At 63.5% G+C, this 15,565-nt stretch carries 25 protein-coding genes; 14 read left to right on the plus strand and 11 right to left on the minus strand.

Features of this window, described 5'->3' with window-relative positions:
- Positions 1 to 554 precede the first annotated feature (554 nt).
- The 4 genes from SO139_RS13395 (at position 555) to SO139_RS13410 (ending at position 2,719) form a co-directional block, all read left to right on the plus strand.
- Positions 555 to 938: a RidA family protein gene (locus tag SO139_RS13395; RefSeq protein ID WP_449381849.1), complete on the plus strand. Its 384-nt coding sequence runs from the start codon at positions 555 to 557 to the stop codon at positions 936 to 938.
- Between the two features lie 293 nt (positions 939 to 1,231).
- Entirely contained in the window at positions 1,232 to 1,489 is a 258-nt protein-coding gene (locus SO139_RS13400) for a hypothetical protein (RefSeq protein WP_449381850.1), read from the plus strand.
- A 247-nt stretch (positions 1,490 to 1,736) separates the two neighbouring features.
- Positions 1,737 to 1,988 (plus strand): hypothetical protein, encoded by a 252-nt coding sequence (locus SO139_RS13405; protein ID WP_449381851.1) that lies wholly within the window; start codon positions 1,737 to 1,739, stop codon positions 1,986 to 1,988.
- 89 nt (positions 1,989 to 2,077) lie between these two features.
- Positions 2,078 to 2,719, plus strand: coding sequence for a hypothetical protein (locus tag SO139_RS13410; protein ID WP_449381852.1), 642 nt, complete (start codon positions 2,078 to 2,080; stop codon positions 2,717 to 2,719).
- 4 nt (positions 2,720 to 2,723) lie between these two features.
- Here the strand turns inward: SO139_RS13410 and SO139_RS13415 are convergent, their stop codons facing one another.
- Both SO139_RS13415 and SO139_RS13420 read right to left on the minus strand, forming a co-directional pair.
- Positions 2,724 to 3,212, minus strand: coding sequence for a DnaJ domain-containing protein (locus SO139_RS13415; protein ID WP_449381853.1), 489 nt, complete (start codon positions 3,210 to 3,212; stop codon positions 2,724 to 2,726).
- Positions 3,213 to 3,337: 125 nt separating this feature from the next.
- Positions 3,338 to 3,640: a hypothetical protein gene (locus SO139_RS13420; RefSeq protein WP_449381854.1), complete on the minus strand. Its 303-nt coding sequence runs from the start codon at positions 3,638 to 3,640 to the stop codon at positions 3,338 to 3,340.
- On the opposite strand from SO139_RS13420, the gene SO139_RS13425 reads away from it, so the two are divergent.
- Positions 3,639 to 3,818, plus strand: coding sequence for a hypothetical protein (locus SO139_RS13425; protein WP_449381855.1), 180 nt, complete (start codon positions 3,639 to 3,641; stop codon positions 3,816 to 3,818). The genes SO139_RS13420 and SO139_RS13425 overlap by 2 nt on opposite strands.
- A gap of 263 nt (positions 3,819 to 4,081) precedes the next feature.
- Positions 4,082 to 4,330, plus strand: coding sequence for a helix-turn-helix domain-containing protein (locus SO139_RS13430; protein ID WP_449381856.1), 249 nt, complete (start codon positions 4,082 to 4,084; stop codon positions 4,328 to 4,330).
- Here SO139_RS13430 and SO139_RS13435 read toward each other — a convergent pair.
- Positions 4,327 to 4,578 carry a hypothetical protein gene (locus SO139_RS13435; protein WP_449381857.1) on the minus strand — a complete coding sequence of 84 codons (252 nt, stop codon included), beginning with the start codon at positions 4,576 to 4,578 and terminating at the stop codon, positions 4,327 to 4,329. The two genes, SO139_RS13430 and SO139_RS13435, sit on opposite strands and share 4 nt — an antisense overlap.
- Positions 4,579 to 4,739: 161 nt before the next feature.
- Between SO139_RS13435 and SO139_RS13440 the strand changes: the two genes are divergently transcribed.
- Positions 4,740 to 5,276, plus strand: a complete 537-nt coding sequence (locus SO139_RS13440; RefSeq protein ID WP_449381858.1) for a collagen-like domain-containing protein — start codon at positions 4,740 to 4,742, stop codon at positions 5,274 to 5,276.
- Positions 5,277 to 5,289: 13 nt separating this feature from the next.
- Here SO139_RS13440 and SO139_RS13445 read toward each other — a convergent pair whose 3' ends face one another.
- From SO139_RS13445 to SO139_RS13455, 3 genes are all read right to left on the minus strand, one after another.
- Positions 5,290 to 5,508 carry a hypothetical protein gene (locus SO139_RS13445; RefSeq protein ID WP_449381859.1) on the minus strand — a complete coding sequence of 73 codons (219 nt, stop codon included), beginning with the start codon at positions 5,506 to 5,508 and terminating at the stop codon, positions 5,290 to 5,292.
- 90 nt (positions 5,509 to 5,598) lie between these two features.
- Complete coding sequence (locus SO139_RS13450) at positions 5,599 to 5,865, minus strand: DUF2277 domain-containing protein (protein WP_449381860.1); 267 nt, start codon at positions 5,863 to 5,865, stop codon at positions 5,599 to 5,601.
- An 86-nt stretch (positions 5,866 to 5,951) separates the two neighbouring features.
- Positions 5,952 to 6,644, minus strand: coding sequence for an ArsR/SmtB family transcription factor (locus SO139_RS13455; protein ID WP_449381861.1), 693 nt, complete (start codon positions 6,642 to 6,644; stop codon positions 5,952 to 5,954).
- A 141-nt stretch (positions 6,645 to 6,785) separates the two neighbouring features.
- On the opposite strand from SO139_RS13455, the gene SO139_RS13460 reads away from it, so the two are divergent.
- From SO139_RS13460 to SO139_RS13475, 4 genes are all read left to right on the plus strand, one after another.
- Positions 6,786 to 7,193 carry a nuclear transport factor 2 family protein gene (locus SO139_RS13460; protein ID WP_449381862.1) on the plus strand — a complete coding sequence of 136 codons (408 nt, stop codon included), beginning with the start codon at positions 6,786 to 6,788 and terminating at the stop codon, positions 7,191 to 7,193.
- Between the two features lie 167 nt (positions 7,194 to 7,360).
- Complete coding sequence (locus tag SO139_RS13465) at positions 7,361 to 8,422, plus strand: alpha/beta fold hydrolase (RefSeq protein WP_449381863.1); 1,062 nt, start codon at positions 7,361 to 7,363, stop codon at positions 8,420 to 8,422.
- A gap of 18 nt (positions 8,423 to 8,440) precedes the next feature.
- Positions 8,441 to 8,788 (plus strand): MmcQ/YjbR family DNA-binding protein, encoded by a 348-nt coding sequence (locus SO139_RS13470; RefSeq protein ID WP_449381864.1) that lies wholly within the window; start codon positions 8,441 to 8,443, stop codon positions 8,786 to 8,788.
- Positions 8,789 to 8,927: 139 nt separating this feature from the next.
- Positions 8,928 to 9,476 carry an MSMEG_1061 family FMN-dependent PPOX-type flavoprotein gene (locus tag SO139_RS13475; RefSeq protein WP_449381865.1) on the plus strand — a complete coding sequence of 183 codons (549 nt, stop codon included), beginning with the start codon at positions 8,928 to 8,930 and terminating at the stop codon, positions 9,474 to 9,476.
- A 202-nt stretch (positions 9,477 to 9,678) separates the two neighbouring features.
- On the opposite strand, the gene bfr is transcribed toward SO139_RS13475, so the two are convergent.
- The 3 genes from bfr to SO139_RS13490 form a co-directional block, all read right to left on the minus strand.
- Complete coding sequence (gene bfr, locus SO139_RS13480; RefSeq protein WP_027522416.1) at positions 9,679 to 10,167, minus strand: bacterioferritin; 489 nt, start codon at positions 10,165 to 10,167, stop codon at positions 9,679 to 9,681.
- Positions 10,168 to 10,300: 133 nt separating this feature from the next.
- Positions 10,301 to 10,573 (minus strand): (2Fe-2S)-binding protein, encoded by a 273-nt coding sequence (locus SO139_RS13485; RefSeq protein WP_449381866.1) that lies wholly within the window; start codon positions 10,571 to 10,573, stop codon positions 10,301 to 10,303.
- Between the two features lie 170 nt (positions 10,574 to 10,743).
- On the minus strand, positions 10,744 to 11,058 hold the full coding sequence (locus SO139_RS13490) for a hypothetical protein (RefSeq protein ID WP_498540165.1): 315 nt from the start codon (positions 11,056 to 11,058) through the stop codon (positions 10,744 to 10,746).
- 149 nt (positions 11,059 to 11,207) lie between these two features.
- On the opposite strand from SO139_RS13490, the gene SO139_RS13495 reads away from it, so the two are divergent.
- Both SO139_RS13495 and SO139_RS13500 read left to right on the plus strand, forming a co-directional pair.
- Positions 11,208 to 11,531 carry a hypothetical protein gene (locus SO139_RS13495; RefSeq protein ID WP_474801278.1) on the plus strand — a complete coding sequence of 108 codons (324 nt, stop codon included), beginning with the start codon at positions 11,208 to 11,210 and terminating at the stop codon, positions 11,529 to 11,531.
- A gap of 224 nt (positions 11,532 to 11,755) precedes the next feature.
- Positions 11,756 to 12,037 carry a hypothetical protein gene (locus tag SO139_RS13500; RefSeq protein ID WP_449381869.1) on the plus strand — a complete coding sequence of 94 codons (282 nt, stop codon included), beginning with the start codon at positions 11,756 to 11,758 and terminating at the stop codon, positions 12,035 to 12,037.
- Between the two features lie 78 nt (positions 12,038 to 12,115).
- Here SO139_RS13500 and SO139_RS13505 read toward each other — a convergent pair whose 3' ends face one another.
- Positions 12,116 to 13,342, minus strand: a complete 1,227-nt coding sequence (locus SO139_RS13505) for a lytic murein transglycosylase (protein ID WP_449381870.1) — start codon at positions 13,340 to 13,342, stop codon at positions 12,116 to 12,118.
- 7 nt (positions 13,343 to 13,349) lie between these two features.
- Positions 13,350 to 14,999, minus strand: coding sequence for an energy-dependent translational throttle protein EttA (gene ettA / locus SO139_RS13510; RefSeq protein WP_449381871.1), 1,650 nt, complete (start codon positions 14,997 to 14,999; stop codon positions 13,350 to 13,352).
- 237 nt (positions 15,000 to 15,236) lie between these two features.
- Here ettA and SO139_RS13515 point away from each other — a divergent pair, with 237 nt between their 5' ends.
- Positions 15,237 to 15,449: a hypothetical protein gene (locus SO139_RS13515; RefSeq protein ID WP_449381872.1), complete on the plus strand. Its 213-nt coding sequence runs from the start codon at positions 15,237 to 15,239 to the stop codon at positions 15,447 to 15,449.
- Positions 15,450 to 15,565: the final 116 nt, after the last annotated feature.

Below are 15,565 nucleotides of genomic sequence, written 5' to 3' on the forward strand. Positions count from 1 at the left end.
CGAAAAATGTTTGGCAACGGAAAGCGAATCAGGACGCGCGAATTTACCCGATCGATCGCGGCGGCAAAATGTTCGGCAGGCGACAGCAGGAGGCACCGCGCGCACGCCCCTCCCCGCTTGCTCCACATGCTCCCTCTCCAGTTCGGGGCTCCGCAGGCGGCGCGATCGCATATGAGCCTCAACTTGAGCTCGTTATGCCCGGGCTTGTCCCGGGCATCCACATTCTTCGTGCAGTAGGCGATGCGTGGATGGGCGGGGCAAGCCCGGCCATGACGTTGTGGAAGCTTCAGTGCAAGCTCACGTGTCTTGCACGCGGCACCCTGCCCGCGGGTGGGTACAGCATGGAATTGTGCTGGTGATTTGCCCGACGTGTCAACCGTCTTTTCGGCCTTCCCGAATATCATCTTTCCGCCGATTTCTACTTTGCATGGGGTTGTTTTCGACATTTTTGTCGGCGGGGGCCGAGGCGGCCTTCCGACCATGGAGGGATGTCATTGCAAGTCGCTCACATGCAGTTAGGCTGCACCATCCATTATTCGGGCTCGGAGGTCCCCATGCCGATCCAGCATTTCGCACCGCCGCCGCACGTCAAGGCGCCGCCGCTGTCCTTTGCCACCCGCGTCGGCGATCTGCTGTTCATCTCGGGCATTCCCGGCTTCGATGCCCACGGCGCGCTGCCTGAAGGCTTCGAGGCGCAGTTCGCCAACGTCGTCATCAACATCAAGCGGGTGCTGACGGAGGCCGGCAGCTCGACGCACGATCTCGCCAAGGTCAACGTGCTGCTGACCCGCGCCTCCGATGTCGCAGCGATGAACGCGCTCTATGCCGGCGCGCTCGGACCGCCGCCCTATCCGGCGCGCACCACGTGCGTGGTGCACGCGCTCCCTGATCCGAGGATGCTGATCGAGATCGAGGCGGTGGCGTCGCTGGCGAAGTGAGCGGCGGATGCCGGTCGCAAGCAGCAGCGCACCAGCGCCTCCACATCGTCATTGCGAGGAGCACTTCGCGGAGCCTGTCATCGGGCCGCGCTTTGCGCGGACCCGGTGGCTCGCAATGACGGGATTGTTGCAACGATATGTTTCCACGGCATGACCTGAGATCCCGGCACGATCTCTGGTCCTCACTCTTCGCAACTGACATATGCGTGAATCACGGCGGCATCGGCTTGCAACGGGCCTGCTTTTGCCGCACGAGTTTCGCGGACTTCACGCATCAGCAAGGGGATATTTCAATGCGTCGCGTTCTTAGTGTTTGTGCCGTCGCTGGCATCGCCTCATCGGTCTTTGCCGTGCCGGCGTCGGCAAAGGTCGGTTATTACGTGATCCGCTGGGACAACACCGGCATCTGCCAGATCTGGAACGAGGACCTGCGTTACAAGCCGACGGAGTGGCCATCGACCTACAAGGTGGTCAGCAAGTCGTTCCCGACGTTCACCGCCGCCAATGACGTGCAGCTGAAGCTGCGGGGCGAGCGCCGCTGCACGCTGTAAGCGGAAAGCAAAGAGCAACGATTTTGCGAGGCGGATGCGCGGACAGCGTCATCCGCCTTTTCGTTGGCGGCCTCGATGCCCCTCGTTTCAAGCCGAATTCCTGCGATTTCCACCGCCCCTGCTTTGAACCTGTTGCGCCCAGGGAACTACTCAACTGGTGTCCGGGCCGCATCCTCCAAACGGCTCGCGCCACGCCTCCCCAGACATTGTCGGGAGGAGCATCACATCGTTCATTTGAGGAGCTATCATGCGTCGTTTTTCCATGCTGTGTGCCGCTGTCGGCGTTGCTGCTGCCTTCGTTGCCACCAGCCCTGCTGAAGCCGCCGGCTATCACCTGATCCGCTGGCAGAACACCGGCATTTGCCAGATCTGGGACGAGAGCCTTCCGACCACGCCGTGGCCGTCCGACTATCACCGCGTCAGCGGCTCCGTTCCGACCTTCGTCGACGCGCTCGCCCTGAAGGAGCATGCGCTGAAGAAGGGTCACTGCACCCTCTAAAAGCCATCGTCGATCGGCGAACCCTTAGTAGCGGGCAAGGGCGCAAGCCGCGTCCTTGCCCTCTGCATTTTGACAAGGCAGACAGTTTGATGCGCGCGACAATGACGAAGGCCGCGGTTCTCGGCCTTTCGCTCGTGGGGTTGACGATGCCGGCGCAAGCGCAGGCCCCGCAATCCTTCCGCGTGATCTCGCCGATCTTCAGCCAGCTCGTCAGCTTTGCGATGCCGTCGAATTTTGCCGCGGTGTTCGAGAACACCAGGGGCGGCCACTACATCCGCGAGGCCGTGCTCAAGGGCGAGAGCGCGCAGGCCTGGACGCAGATGATCACGGTCGCCGGCGAGAAAGGCGTCGCAGGCAATCCGTCGCTCACGCCGGAGAAATTCGCCGGCAACATCGCCGGCGGCTTCAAATCAGCCTGCCCCGAGAGTTTTGCCGCGAAGGCGCTCGGCACCACCAGGTTCGGCGACTCCGATGCCTTCATCGCCGTGATCGGCTGCGGCAGCGTCGACACCGGCCCTGAGCGCCACAGCGAAACCGCGCTGCTGATCGCGCTGAAGGGCGACGCCGATTACTACACGATCCAATGGGCCGAGCGGGGACCCGCCGCCGGCAAGCCGCCGCTCGATGACGAGAAATGGCCCGCGCGCCTGCGCCAGCTGCGCCCGATCGACCTCTGCCCGATCGTCGCGGGCGAGAAGGCGCCCTATCCGAGCTGCGTGAACAGAAGCTGACGCCTCACGCGTCCTTGTTTGCGCCGGGATGGATCAAAACGTCCCGCGCGGCGGCGAGGTCGAGGAAGGCCTGCTCGCTGCCGCCGCGGTCGGGATGCATAGTCTTGGCGAGACGGCGATAGGCCTGGTGGATGTCGTCGCAGGTGAGCTGCACCGCAAGCGGCAGGCCTAGCGTGCGGCGCGCGCGTTCCTCGTTAGTCAGCTTCTTTGGCATTGCACTGCGGCGGCCGAAGCGCGGCGCGGTCAGGCCGTGGATGACCTCGAGCACGACACTGAGGCGGCGCTGCGCCGCCACCGTGATGTCGTGGGCCTGCCCGTCATGGGCGGCCTGGCGCAGGATCGGGATCGCCTGCTCGGCGGCCTGGCGCAGCGTCGTGTCGGTGCTCGCACGCGCGATCTCGGCCGCAAGCCGGCCCGCCTCGTCCCAGTCGAGGGTGTGGGCGGTCCGCAAGCGTTCGAGGGCCAGCTTCCAGGATTCAATCCGGTCCATCATGCGCGCAACACTTAGCAACGAAAGCGAGTATGCCAAGCGCGGCGTTTCCGACGTCTTAATTTCGGGTTAGCCTTTCGCGAAACTTCGACACGAATCCGGCGCGAATTTCTGCCTGCACCGGCTCCTCAATGAGGCCTGACCGTCGTGTCGCGGCCACGCTTGCCGAATTTTGGTGCGGTCGCGACGTGCAGGGCGTCCTGAACCATGCCGATCCGCTGCCGGGCGATCTCCCGGACGCTGCGCGGCGCCGACTTGGCCGCGGCGTGGCGCAGGCTCGCCAGCACCTGGGTTGCCGCCTGCCGCAGCGTCTCATCGCGGCTCGCGCCTGCGATTTCCGCGACGATCTCGGCCGTCTTGCCGTAATCGGGCTCGGGCGCCGACATGCAGCGCTCGATCGCGAGCTTCCAATGTCTGATATGCGGGTCCATGCGCTTCGTCCAAATTGCGCGGCATCCAAAACGGGATGACAGCAACGCGCAGAAGTGGCTTGGCGTTTCGATTGGTTCGGCTTTGAATCAGCTTGTCGTCAACGCCAGAAAAAAGAGTCGAGGAAGCTGCGTCACCGGCTCGATCATGATGCTGGACGGCGGCTGCAGGACGTTGTGATCGGGCACAGCGTTCTTGCCCGGTGTCACCCCCGCGAGGGACCGGGGATCCTGTATTCCAGAGGCAGCGACGACTTATTCACATCACTACGCAGCTTGTGCCAATGGCGGCCGCTTTGCGGTTATCCCAAGGTCATCTGGTGCATTCCGTCGTTGTTAACCATCCGTTAACCAAACCCGCCCACCGTAGAATTACGGCTTGGGGTCGTTTGTTCTCGATCCGCTTCCATAGACGGAAGCGGGCGTTGGTCGGGAGGTGCGTTAATGACCATTGTTCACTCTGCTGCGTCCGCGTCGCCTACGCAGCTTCTTACCCCCAATGAAATCGTTCCACTTCTGATCGGCGCGACTGTCGGCGAGATCGAGCGCGAGCTCGTGCTCCAGACGCTCGCCCGCTGCGACGGCAACCGCACGCGCGCCGCGCGCGTGCTCGGCCTTTCCGTTCGCACACTTCGCAACAAAATCCGGATCTACGCGGCCGAAGGCATCGACGTGCCCGCCTATCACGATTAGGACGCGGCGCGGCGGCGCCACCATCCCCTGAGCGTCACGCCAAGCGCGATCGAGAACGACAGCGCCGCGACGATAGCCGCGGTCAGCTCGACCGCGCGCAGCAGGAAGGCGGTCATGACCATCCATGACGGCTGCGGCTCTTCGGCAAAGGCGATCGGGACGATGTCCGGCACGAGGACGTGCTCGAGCCCGGCGGCGATCGCGAAAACCAGCATGAACAGCAAGAGGATCTTCCATGCCGCGGTCATCGACGGCTCTGCTTGGGGGGTAATCTCGCGCACAAGCGATCCAATGCCATGGCTTGCCGCGCCGCCGATTGATGTTGATCAAGCACGGCAACCCGGCCCGCACAATTGCTGCTGTCGTGAAACGCCGCTAATTAACGGGCTTCTCGATCAGGAGTAGCGGCGTGGCAGACGATCAGGGGCGGCAAGGGCGACAGGGACTTCAGGGTCCGCGTGGACGGCAGGGCGAGCCGGGACGGGCGGGCCCGCAGGGACATCCCGGACGGCGCGGCCCGGACGGTCAGCGCGGCAAGCCGGGGCCGCAGGGCAAGCCCGGACCGGTCGGAAAGGCCGGACCGCAGGGCAAGCCGGGTGCGCAAGGCAAGCCAGGCGAAGCCGGTTCGCGAGGCCCCGTCGGCGCGCAAGGAGCAGCCGGACCGCAGGGACCGGCCGGCCCGCAAGGCCCGCGCGGCGAACCCGGTCCGCCCGGTCAGTTGCCCTCGATTGAGCAAGTGCTGCCATGGCTGGAGCAGCTCTTTGATGCCTGGGACGAGCGGCGGCGCCAGCGCGAGCGCGAAGCCGCCGAGCGCGAGGCGCTGGAAGCCGCCGTCCAGGACGATGGCAATGCCGATATCTTCGTTGACGACGCGAGCGAGGAGACGGACGAGGACGGCCACAGGAAAAAGAAGAAAAAGAAGAAGCACGGCAACAAGGACAAATAGGCGCGGCCCGCGCCTACAGCGCGGAACGATCATCCTTGTGCGGCAGCATACCCATGCGCTCGAACTGCCAGCGCATGGCGCGGTACCAGACGTAGCCGACCGCCGCGCCACAGACCGCCAGGATGACGAGGTTGGCACTGCTATAGGAACCGCTCCACCACATCATCCAGGCGGTCCACAGCACCGTGAAGATGACGGCACCGGCTTTCAAAGAGATCAGGGGGCGGCTCATGGTCGTGCTCCGGGTTCGCTCGAAAAAACCCCGGCGATCATCATCGCAACCCGCGTCACAAGGGACCGTGAGCCAGATCACGCAAAGCCCTTAGCCAAAGCGCAGCCGCGAGCGCTCCTTCGCCTTCTCGGCCTCCGCCGAACGATCCCGCGCCGGCGCATGCGTATGCAGCGATGTCAGGAGCCGCCGCGCGGCCTCGGACACCTCCGTCACCGCGCGATCGAACGCCGCCTCATTGGCCTGCGACGGCTTGTTGAAGCCGGACAGTTTTCGCACGAATTGCAGCGCGCTGGCCTGGATCTCGTCCTCTGTCGCCGGCGGCTCGAAATTGAACAGCGTCTTGATGTTGCGGCACATAAGTTCCTCCTGAAAGGCGCTCCTGTTCGAGGACGATCGGCGGCAGCCCAATGCTACATGCCGGGTCCGCCGATGTCATCGGCAGGTCAGAACGGAACGGGGACGCCAAGCCGCTCGAAGAAGGCGCGCCCCTTCGGCGTGAGACGAAGCGCGCGTGGAATGCGATGCGGCGCGAGCGCGTGCGTTTCGACCAGCCGCTTCAGCAGCGCGTTGGCAAACGGGCCCGCCAAATGTGGAACACGCTCGGTCCAATCGTTGCAGAGGCGCATGTGAGGATCCCGGCCCGGCTTGAAGTCGATCTTCTCGGTGCGACACCAGGCCAAGCCCTGCCCAGTGAGAGAGCCGTCCCGGCCGCGCAGCGTGATCAGTTCGCGACACACCAAACCGTCCAGCAGCGCCACGCCGAGCTGGCCGGCGAGATGGCAATAACAGGTCCGCGACTGCCGGAACGGCGTCGGCACGCGTCGCGTTCGCTCGACATGATCAGCCCTGGCAGCAAGATTGACGAGGTTCTCGATCAGGCCCGCGACCTCATCGTCGGCGATCCGATAGTACCGGAAACGGCCCTGCTGCCACACCGTGAGCAGGCGCGCGTCCGTCAGCTTCTGCAAATGCGCGCTGGCACTCTGTGGCGACACGCCGGCAAGCGATGCCAGCTCGCCGGCAGGCAAAGCCTTGCCGCCGAATAGCGCACTTACCATGGCCTCGCGCGCCGGATCGCTCAAAGCCTCGGTGAGCCGCGAAAATCCCGATTGCACCGACCGTCGTGCCACCGCCATCAAAAACTCCCGCCCCTGATCTGGGCACGCTCCCACGTCATCGCAATCATCCAAAGCGCGGTCATTTCAGAATTCCGTGAAACTTTGGCGGCGCAGCTCTGCGATCCCTGGGAAATATCCCTGAATCGCGAGGATTGCACCGTGATCAACGAAGCACACAAAGGCGACGCCGAACGCATCTGCAGGCTGTGGGACGAAGCCCTCGGCAACAAGGACCTCGAGGCAGCGCTCGCACTCTATGCAGATGATGCATCCATCGAAAGCCCGCTGGTCCAACGCCTCCTGAAGACTCCAAGTGGAATCGTCAAAGGCAAGGACAATTTGCGCAGCTTCATTGCGCGCGTCTTCCAGACCAATCCGCCTCAGCGCAAGCGCTTCAAGCAGGGCTTCTTCACGGACGGCCGCATCGTCACCTGGGAATATCCACGCGTCTCTCCCGACGGCGACCAGATGGAGCTGGTCGAGATCATGGAGATCGATAAGGGCCTGATCCAGCACCACAGGGTTTATTGGGGCTGGTACGCGCTCGGCTTTCTCAAGCACGAATGAGCTGATGGGCCCGTTGGCCGGCCGCCGAAATATTCCGCTTGCGCGATGCACCATTGCAAAAATGTTCTGGCGGACGGCGGAGTATCCGCTCTCGATCCTCGAGGTGACGCTGATAAGATCGCCCGCGAAGCGGCCCGGATGAAAGCGGCCGCAGCGGGGAGAAACACATGAAGATTTCGGGCGCGATGCTTGCCGCCGTTTTGCTATCCATCTCGATACCGGCGATGGCGGCTGATTATCCAGCTCCGAAACAAGGCGAGTGGATCGCCAGGGACTTCAAGTTCCACACCGGCGAGACCATGGCGGAGCTGAAGCTGCACTACACCACGATCGGCGAGCCGACCGGTCAGCCGGTGCTGGTGCTGCACGGCACTGGCCAATCCGCCGCGGGCATGCTGACGCCGGCTTTCGCGGGCGAATTGTTCGGCACCGGACAGCCGCTCGATGCGTCCAAATACTACATCATCATTCCCGATGCGGTCGGCCACGGCAAATCGTCAAAACCGTCAGACGGAATGAAGACGAGCTTTCCGAAGTACGATTACGACGACATGGTCGAGGCGCAGTACCGACTCGTGACGGAGGGGCTCGGCGTCAAGCACTTGCGCCTCGTGATGGGCAACTCCATGGGCGGCATGCAGACCTGGCTGTGGGGCGAGAAATATCCGCAAAGCATGGATGCGCTGGCGCCGATGGCCTCGCAGCCGACCGAGATGGCCTCGCGCAACTGGATGATGCGGCGGATCATGCTCGACACCATCCGCAGCGATCCCGACTACAATGGCGGCAACTACACGAGCCAACCGCGCATGATGAAATACGCCATCGTCGCCTATGGCATCGCCAGCATCGGCGGGACGCTCGCCTATCAGGCGCAGGCGCCGACGGCGGCCAAGGCCGACAAGATGGTCGACGAACGACTCGCTGCACCAATCACCGCGGATGCCAATGACTTCGTCTATCAGTGGGAGTCCTCGCACGACTACAATGCCTCAGAGCGGCTGGAGCGCATCGAAGCACCGCTGCTGTTGATCAACGCTGCCGACGACGAGCGCAATCCGCCGGAGACGGGCGTTACGGAAGCGGCGATGAAGCGGGTCAAGAACGGCCGCCTGTATCTGATCCCCGCGAGCACGGAGACGCGCGGCCACGGCACCACCGGCAACGCAAAATTCTACACTGAGCAGCTCCGGCAATTGCTGCAGACGGCACCGCAGCGGACGATGTGACACCAGCAACAGGATCCGATGTCGACCGCTCGCTTTCGCCGGACTGCGCTCGCGTTGCCCGGCGCCGTCGAGGGTGAGCATCACGGACATGCCGATTTTCGCGTCGGCAAGCGCGTCTTCGCAACGCTCGGCTATCCCGATGACGAATGGGGCATGGTCAAGCTCACCCCGGAGCAGCAGACGATGCTGGTCGCCGCCGAACCGGAGATGTTTCGTCCGGTGCCCGGCGCGTGGGGCAAGACGGGCAGCACCAATGTGAGGCTGGCGAAAGCTGATCAGGTGACGTTGCGAAGCGCACTCACGATGGCCTGGCGCAACGTCGCGCCCAAATCGCTACTCGCACTGCATGACAAGGCGAGGCACTGATTTCGCGGGCCAAAGCCGGATTTCGTTGGCTGCGAGCGGCCCTATCAGGTAGTTTGACGCGCCAGCTCAAGCGGAGGCCCGCCGTTGACCGATCTTTGCGCTGAAGACCTCCACCATCTATGCGAAGCCGAGCCCGCGCGTGATCGCGAAAGCGCGGCCCGCGATCGACGTGCATGCCAGGAAGTTCATCGAGATGTCGCCGTTCTGCGTGCTGGCGACGTCGGGCACTGATGGCAGCGTCGATGCCTCGCCGCGCGGTGGTGGTGCCGGCTTCGTCCACGTCGCCGGCCCCAATGAGTTGCTGATGCCTGATCGCTCCGGCAACAACCGGATCGACAGTTTAAGGAACGTCGTCGAAGGCTCGGGCTTCGTGCATCTGTTGTTCTTCGTGCCAGGTATCGACGAGACGCTGCGCGTCGGCGGTCGCGGCACGCTGTCCGCCGCTCCGGAGCTGCTCGCCTCGATGGTCGAGTTCGGCAAGCCGCCGCGCGCGGTGCTGAGCGTCGCGGTGAGCGAGGTCTATTTCCACTGCGGCAAAGCCTTGATGCGCTCAAAGCTGTGGTCGCCGGAGGCGAAGGTTGAGCGCGCGGTGATGCCGAGCATCGTCCAGGTCATTCACGACCAGACGGGCTTGGGCGAACCGGAGAGCCAGGACGTGGTGGAAGCGCGCTACAAGACGCAGTTGTAGGCCGGCGCAACGAGCACAGTGTCGTCCCGGACAAGCGAAGCGCAGATCCGGGACCCCCGCGCGTTTCGCTCGTCGTGATAGCCGCAGGGAGTAGTTTGGCGAAGACTCGTGGTTACCGGCTCTGCACCACAACTTCTCCCTGGGGTGATGGGTCCCGGCTTTCGCCGGGACGACATGGGGAGTTTGCGGCTAGCGTCGGAGCTTAATGCCCCTCGCCCTCGAGTCCGCCGACGTGCTTCTGGGTGTAGAGCTCGAGACCAATGCGGCCGATCAGGTCGAGCTGGGTCTCGAGGAAATCGATGTGATGCTCCTCGTCGCTCATCAGCTTCTCGAACAGGTCGCGCGTGACGTAGTCCTTCACGCTGTGACAGTAGGTGGCCGCTTCCTGGTAGAGCGCACGCGCGCTGATCTCGGCAGCGAGATCGCAATCGATGATCTCCTTGACGTTCTGGCCGATGCGCAGGGGATCGAGCACCTGCATGTTCGGGAAGCCGTCGAAGAACAGGATGCGCTCGGTGAGCTTGTCGGCGTGCTCCATCTCCTCGATGGATTCCTTGCGCCAGACCTTGGCCATGTCGCGCAAGCCCCAATTGTCGAGGAAGCGGTAGTGCAACCAGTATTGATTGATCGCGGTGAGCTCGTGACGCAGTGCCTTGTTGAGATATTCGATAACTTTCGCGTCGCCCTGCATGATTCACTCCAGCTCTTGCGGCCTCATCGGTAATAAACCGAATTTAGAACGCTTCTAAAACAAGTTTGGAACGGGAGCAACCCATCGCAGGGTCGCACCCGGGGATAAGCTCAGCCGATTGAAGAAAGAGAAGTCAGCAGGCCGCGAGTGCGAACGAGGCGGGCTCGACGATCTCGTCGTTGGCAGCGACCTGGTGGCTGTGCGGGCAACCGGCACAGCAGGACGTGGCGCACGGGCCGAGAGCTTCATCGATGATGGTCTTGATGGTCCGCGCGCAGCGTCCGCATTCGGCGCTACAACCGAGGCAGCCATAGACCTGCTTGGCATGTCGCACGGCGTCGTCGGAATCGGCGACGGCGGCGCGGATGTCGTCATCGCTCAGCACGTTACAGGAACAGACGATCATGGAAAGCGGCAGGCCCTTCGGTGATGCACCATCATCGATATTTAAAGGCTCGGCCGGATGCAAAAGGAAAAACCGGTATTTGAAGCTATTCCAAACTGAGCCGCGATTCAGCCTAGAACGGGTCTAAAAAGACAACTTGCGCTGGATCAAGGTTGCAACCGAATTGGGGCCTAATCGCCGCCGCCACCACCGCTGTCCCCGCCACCGCCGCCGCTGCTGTCACTACTGATGCTGTCACTGGAACTGCAAGAGCCGCTGCCGATCGGATTGCCGGAACTATCGACCGACGACGATGAATTGTCGCTGAAAAACCAGCTCCCCAGCGCAAAGCCGTCAGTGTTTCCAGAATAGCTGTCGCCGCCATTGGCACCGGCAGCCGCGCGCGAGCGCCGCCGGCTGCGGTCCTGCACATGAGTCATCAGGACGAAGCAGATGACCGAGGTGGCCCCGATGGCGATCAGGGCGCTCATCATCAAACTGTTCATGGCTCTTTCTCGGGTTTCGTGCCTCGCGGGAGCCGCCTCCCGCACGCATTCGTCGCCCCCGGCAGACCTTCCGTTCATTGATCATTCAAGCAGAATATGGAACCTTGGGTGGGGAACCACGTCCGCGCTCGCTGTGAAAGGTGAAATCCATGAAGAAATCGCTCCTGGCACTCGCTGCCGCCGCCACCCTGGCCGCATCGGCGCTTGCGCCTGCGCCGGCCCATGCGCAGCGTGGTGTCGCCGCGGGCGTGGCCGCCGGCATCGTAGGCGGCGCTATCGTCGGGGGCGCGCTGGCATCCCCGTATTACGGACCCGGTCCCGGTTACTATTATGGTCCCGGCTATCCGCCTCCGCCCCGTTACTACGGCCCGGGCTATGCCGCCGACGACTATTACGGCGGCTGCGTCTGGCAGCGTCAGCGCTTCTGGGACGGTTATGCCTGGCGTGTGCGTCGCGTGCGCGTCTGCGGCTGAGGGCTTTCCCACAGATTTGTGCCGGAACGGCCGGTTTTTTACGGGACCTCCGTTCAGCCAAAAGCCCGAAAAAGACCGCTTTTTCTCGTCACAGCTCCGCGAGTGTTTACGGTGGATTGACCATTTGCGCGCTTCCTAGCAGGACGGCTAATTCCATCAGAGTGTGCGTGAGCCTTTGAAACCCGGCGCTCTTTCGAGCGCCTTCTCCCAGGAGAGCCCTAAGCATGAAGAAGACTTTAGTTGCCGCCCTCACGGTTGCGACGATCGCCGGTACGCTGGCGACCGCCACTCCGCCCGCTCAGGCCCATGACGGCGTCGGCGCCGGCATCGCAGCCGGCCTGATCGGCGGAGCCATCGTCGGCGGCGCCATCGCGTCGAGCCGCCCGGCCTATGGTGGACCGGTCTACGTGGCCGAGCCCCCGCCGCCTGCGCCCTGCTACTGGCAGCGCCAGCGTTACTGGGACGGTTACGGCTGGGTCGTTCGCCCGGTCCGCGTCTGCTACTGAGTTGATCGACGGGCGCACCTCGCGCCGCGATCGAAGCCCGGCCGAGATCATCGGCCGGGCTTTTTTCTTTCGTGCTCGCTAACGCGCCGCCTGGATCGAGCGCAGCACCTCTTCGCTCGGCCAGCAATCGACCTTCAGTCCCGCCGACTTCTGATAGGCGCCGAGCGCCGCGCGCGTCAGCATGCCGGCCTTGCCGTCGAGCTTGTCCTTGTAGAGCCCGATCCGCGTCAGCCCGCGCTGCATCGCCTCGACGTCCTTCGTTCGTAGTTGCTTCGAGGCTGACCAGGGTGTCGCGAACGACAGCGGGCTCGTCATGCGATCGCTGAGATGGCCGACGAACAGCACGTAGAGATCGGAGAAATTATATTCCTTGATGACGAAGTAGTTTTTCGTCGTCAGGAACGAGGGGCCATAAATGCCTTCGGGCTGGAGCAGCGATGCCGGCTGCGCGAGTTCAGCCGCATTCAACTTTTGCCCGCGCACCGGCACAAAGCCCTCGCGCAGCCACTGGCTGATCGGCTTCGTCACCTCCGGCACGCCGCTCGTGCAATCGACCTTGGCTGGCGCCTGCACCTCATAGGCCCAGCGTACGCCGCTCTGCCAGCCCTTGTTGACGAGCTGCTGCGCGGCGGAGGCCAGTGCGTCCGGCACCGAATGCCAGATGTCGATGCGGCCGTCGCCGTCGAAATCGACGCCGTGCTTGTAGTATTCGGATGGCAGGAACTGCGTGAGGCCGGTGGCGCCCGCCCAGGACGCGCGCATGTCCTTGCGCGCCACCACGCCCTCGCCGAGAATCTTCAGCGCAAGGACGAACTCGTTGCGGTACGTGTCCTTGCGCCGGCCGACATAGGCTTGGGTCGCAAGCACGCGCACCAGGTCATAAGGCAGCGTGTAGCGGCCATAGTCGGTCTCACGTCCCCAGATCGCGAGCATGACGGTGGCGGGAACGCCCGAGCTCTTCTCGATCTGGGTCAACGCGTCACGATATTTCTGCAGCAGCCGCTGACCCTCGCCGGCAAGCCGCGCGATCGAGGCTTCCTTGATGTAATCAGCCGGCACCTGCACGAACTCGGCCTGGGACGGAGCGCCGGTCGCGGGCCGTCCCGGCAGGATCAGATCAGGCAGCTTGTAGTCGGGCTCGAGCCCGCGCGTCTGTTCGTCGAACGTCGCGCGCGACACGCCGACCGCCTGCGCCTCCGGCCACAGCGAAGCGATGAACTGGGTGAAGGCGGCGTCGGCGGCGTGGGCGGACGACAAGCCGCAGGTGAGCACAATCACCGCAGCGATGAACGTCCGCCGCATCATGCTGAAATCACCGAGTCAGCTTCTTGTACTTCACGCGGTGCGGAATGATGCTGTCCTGGCCGAGACGGCGCATCTTGTCCTTCTCGTAGTCCTGGAAGTTGCCCTCGAACCATTCGACGTGGCTGTCGCCTTCGAAGGCGAGGATGTGGGTCGCGATGCGGTCGAGGAACCAGCGATCATGGCTGATGATGACGGCGCAGCCGGCAAAATCCTCCAGCGCCTCTTCGAGCGCGCGCAGCGTGTCGACGTCGAGGTCGTTGGTCGGCTCGTCGAGCAGCAGGACGTTAGCGCCGGACTTCAGCATCTTGGCAAGATGCACGCGGTTGCGTTCACCGCCTGACAGCGCGCCAACCTTCTTCTGCTGGTCGGCGCCCTTGAAGTTGAACGACGAGCAGTAGCCGCGCGAATTCACTTCCTTCTTGCCGAGCAGGATCAGCTCGTTGCCGCCGGAGATTTCCTCCCACACGGTCTTCTTGCCGTCGAGCGCATCGCGCGACTGGTCGACATAGCCGAGATGCACGGTCTCGCCGACCGTGATGGTGCCGTTGTCCGGAGTTTCCTGCTTGGTGATCATCTTGAACAGCGTGGTCTTGCCGGCGCCGTTCGCACCGATCACGCCGACGATGCCGCCGGGCGGCAGCTTGAACGTGAGATCGTCGATCAGGAGACGCTCACCATAGCCTTTGCTGAGGCCTTCGAAATCGACGACATTGGCGCCGAGCCGCTCGGCGACGGGAATGATGATCTGCGCGGTCTGGGTCTGCTTCTCGCTCGCCTGCTTCAACAGCTCTTCATAGCGCTGATAACGGGCCTTGGATTTTGCCTGACGCGCCTTCGGCGAGGACGCGACCCATTCCTGCTCGCGGGCCAGCGTCTTCTGATGCGCGGCCTCCTCGCGGCCTTCCTGCTCGAGCCGCTTCTGCTTCTGCACCAGCCAGGACGAGTAGTTGCCCTCGTAGGGAATGCCGCGGCCGCGATCGAGCTCGAGAATCCAGCCCGTGACGTTGTCGAGGAAGTAGCGATCGTGGGTGACGATCAGGATCGCGCCGGGATAGTTGCGCAAGTGTCCTTCAAGCCACGACACGGATTCGGCGTCGAGATGGTTGGTCGGTTCGTCCAGCAGCAGCAGCTCGGGCTGATCGAGCAGCAGCCGGCACAGCGCGACGCGGCGGCGCTCACCGCCGGAGAGTTTCGTGACATCGGCATCGTCGGGCGGGCAGCGCAAGGCGTCCATCGCCTGGTCGACCTTGCTGTCGAGATCCCAGAGGCCCTGGGCCTCGATCTCGTCCTGCAGCTTGGTCATCTCATCGGCGGTCTCGTCCGAATAATTGACGGCGAGCTCGTTGTAGCGATCCAGGATCGCCTTCTGCTTGGCGACGCCCTGCATGACGTTCTCGCGGACGGAAAGCTTGGGGTCGAGCTGCGGTTCCTGCTCGAGATAGCCGACGCGGGCGCCCTCGGCGACCCAAGCCTCGCCGGTGTACTCCTTGTCGAGGCCGGCCATGATCTTGAGCAGCGTCGACTTGCCCGAGCCGTTGACGCCGAGCACGCCGATCTTGGCGTCCGGGTAGAAGCTCAGATGGATGTTATCGAGCACCTTGCGGGTCGGGTAGCTCTTGGTCAGGCCTTGCATGAAGTAGACGAACTGGCGCGCCATCGGTCCCGTAAAACCTTCGATTTGAGGAAATTTGCTTGCCGCCGATGTAGCGATCCCGCCCCCAAAGGGCAACGTTTTCCCTCCGTTCACCACGGATGAATACGGAATGGACACCATCCGGGAAGCTGATCCCTACAATTGAAACCATTTTTTAATAAAGCAGGCCAAAGCTGGCCGTGGCGCCACAAAAAGCGCCACCTGCGGCAGAAGCGGCGGGGAAAACAGCGAGGCCGCATCATGGCAATGATCGAGACAACCTCTCATCCCGTCCCGGCAGGAGCCGGAGGCTCCACCCTCTTCGCAGAGCTCCGCGCGTTCTGGGTCCGGTTCTTCGCCACGGCTTTCAACCCCTACCGCCCGGAACTTCACTACATGCGCGGCCCGGGTCCCGCCTGGCGTGCCAAGCACGGCATGGACGCGCCGTTCCGCCTCAAACCGCGCGATCTCTGACGCCCCGCCTGCTGCCGGATTTTTGAAGCGTCCTGCTGCTTGCGCCGGCTGCCGATTGCGCGCAAGCATGGCGAGGTTCGATCGATGGCGCCCCTGCCCGCGCCGTCGTTCCTCGC

It is taken from the genome of Bradyrhizobium sp. UFLA05-89 (assembly GCF_059803475.1).

Coding starts and splice junctions, on each gene's coding strand:
- SO139_RS13435 (WP_449381857.1), bottom strand. CDS start 4,578: ATGACCGCGGCATGGAAGATCCTCTTGCTGTTCATGCTGGTTTTCGCG.
- SO139_RS13425 (WP_449381855.1), top strand. CDS start 3,639: ATGCGCTTCGTCCAAATTGCGCGGCATCCAAAACGGGATGACAGCAAC.
- SO139_RS13505 (WP_449381870.1), bottom strand. CDS start 13,342: ATGATGCGGCGGACGTTCATCGCTGCGGTGATTGTGCTCACCTGCGGC.
- SO139_RS13500 (WP_449381869.1), top strand. CDS start 11,756: ATGAAGAAGACTTTAGTTGCCGCCCTCACGGTTGCGACGATCGCCGGT.
- SO139_RS13470 (WP_449381864.1), top strand. CDS start 8,441: ATGTCGACCGCTCGCTTTCGCCGGACTGCGCTCGCGTTGCCCGGCGCC.
- SO139_RS13450 (WP_449381860.1), bottom strand. CDS start 5,865: ATGTGCCGCAACATCAAGACGCTGTTCAATTTCGAGCCGCCGGCGACA.
- bfr (WP_027522416.1), bottom strand. CDS start 10,167: ATGCAGGGCGACGCGAAAGTTATCGAATATCTCAACAAGGCACTGCGT.
- SO139_RS13395 (WP_449381849.1), top strand. CDS start 555: ATGCCGATCCAGCATTTCGCACCGCCGCCGCACGTCAAGGCGCCGCCG.
- SO139_RS13430 (WP_449381856.1), top strand. CDS start 4,082: ATGACCATTGTTCACTCTGCTGCGTCCGCGTCGCCTACGCAGCTTCTT.
- SO139_RS13490 (WP_498540165.1), bottom strand. CDS start 11,058: ATGAACAGTTTGATGATGAGCGCCCTGATCGCCATCGGGGCCACCTCG.
- SO139_RS13445 (WP_449381859.1), bottom strand. CDS start 5,508: ATGAGCCGCCCCCTGATCTCTTTGAAAGCCGGTGCCGTCATCTTCACG.
- SO139_RS13400 (WP_449381850.1), top strand. CDS start 1,232: ATGCGTCGCGTTCTTAGTGTTTGTGCCGTCGCTGGCATCGCCTCATCG.
- SO139_RS13420 (WP_449381854.1), bottom strand. CDS start 3,640: ATGGACCCGCATATCAGACATTGGAAGCTCGCGATCGAGCGCTGCATG.
- SO139_RS13515 (WP_449381872.1), top strand. CDS start 15,237: ATGGCAATGATCGAGACAACCTCTCATCCCGTCCCGGCAGGAGCCGGA.
- SO139_RS13410 (WP_449381852.1), top strand. CDS start 2,078: ATGCGCGCGACAATGACGAAGGCCGCGGTTCTCGGCCTTTCGCTCGTG.
- ettA (WP_449381871.1), bottom strand. CDS start 14,999: ATGGCGCGCCAGTTCGTCTACTTCATGCAAGGCCTGACCAAGAGCTAC.
- SO139_RS13495 (WP_474801278.1), top strand. CDS start 11,208: ATGAAGAAATCGCTCCTGGCACTCGCTGCCGCCGCCACCCTGGCCGCA.
- SO139_RS13455 (WP_449381861.1), bottom strand. CDS start 6,644: ATGGCGGTGGCACGACGGTCGGTGCAATCGGGATTTTCGCGGCTCACC.
- SO139_RS13485 (WP_449381866.1), bottom strand. CDS start 10,573: ATGATCGTCTGTTCCTGTAACGTGCTGAGCGATGACGACATCCGCGCC.
- SO139_RS13415 (WP_449381853.1), bottom strand. CDS start 3,212: ATGATGGACCGGATTGAATCCTGGAAGCTGGCCCTCGAACGCTTGCGG.
- SO139_RS13405 (WP_449381851.1), top strand. CDS start 1,737: ATGCGTCGTTTTTCCATGCTGTGTGCCGCTGTCGGCGTTGCTGCTGCC.
- SO139_RS13465 (WP_449381863.1), top strand. CDS start 7,361: ATGAAGATTTCGGGCGCGATGCTTGCCGCCGTTTTGCTATCCATCTCG.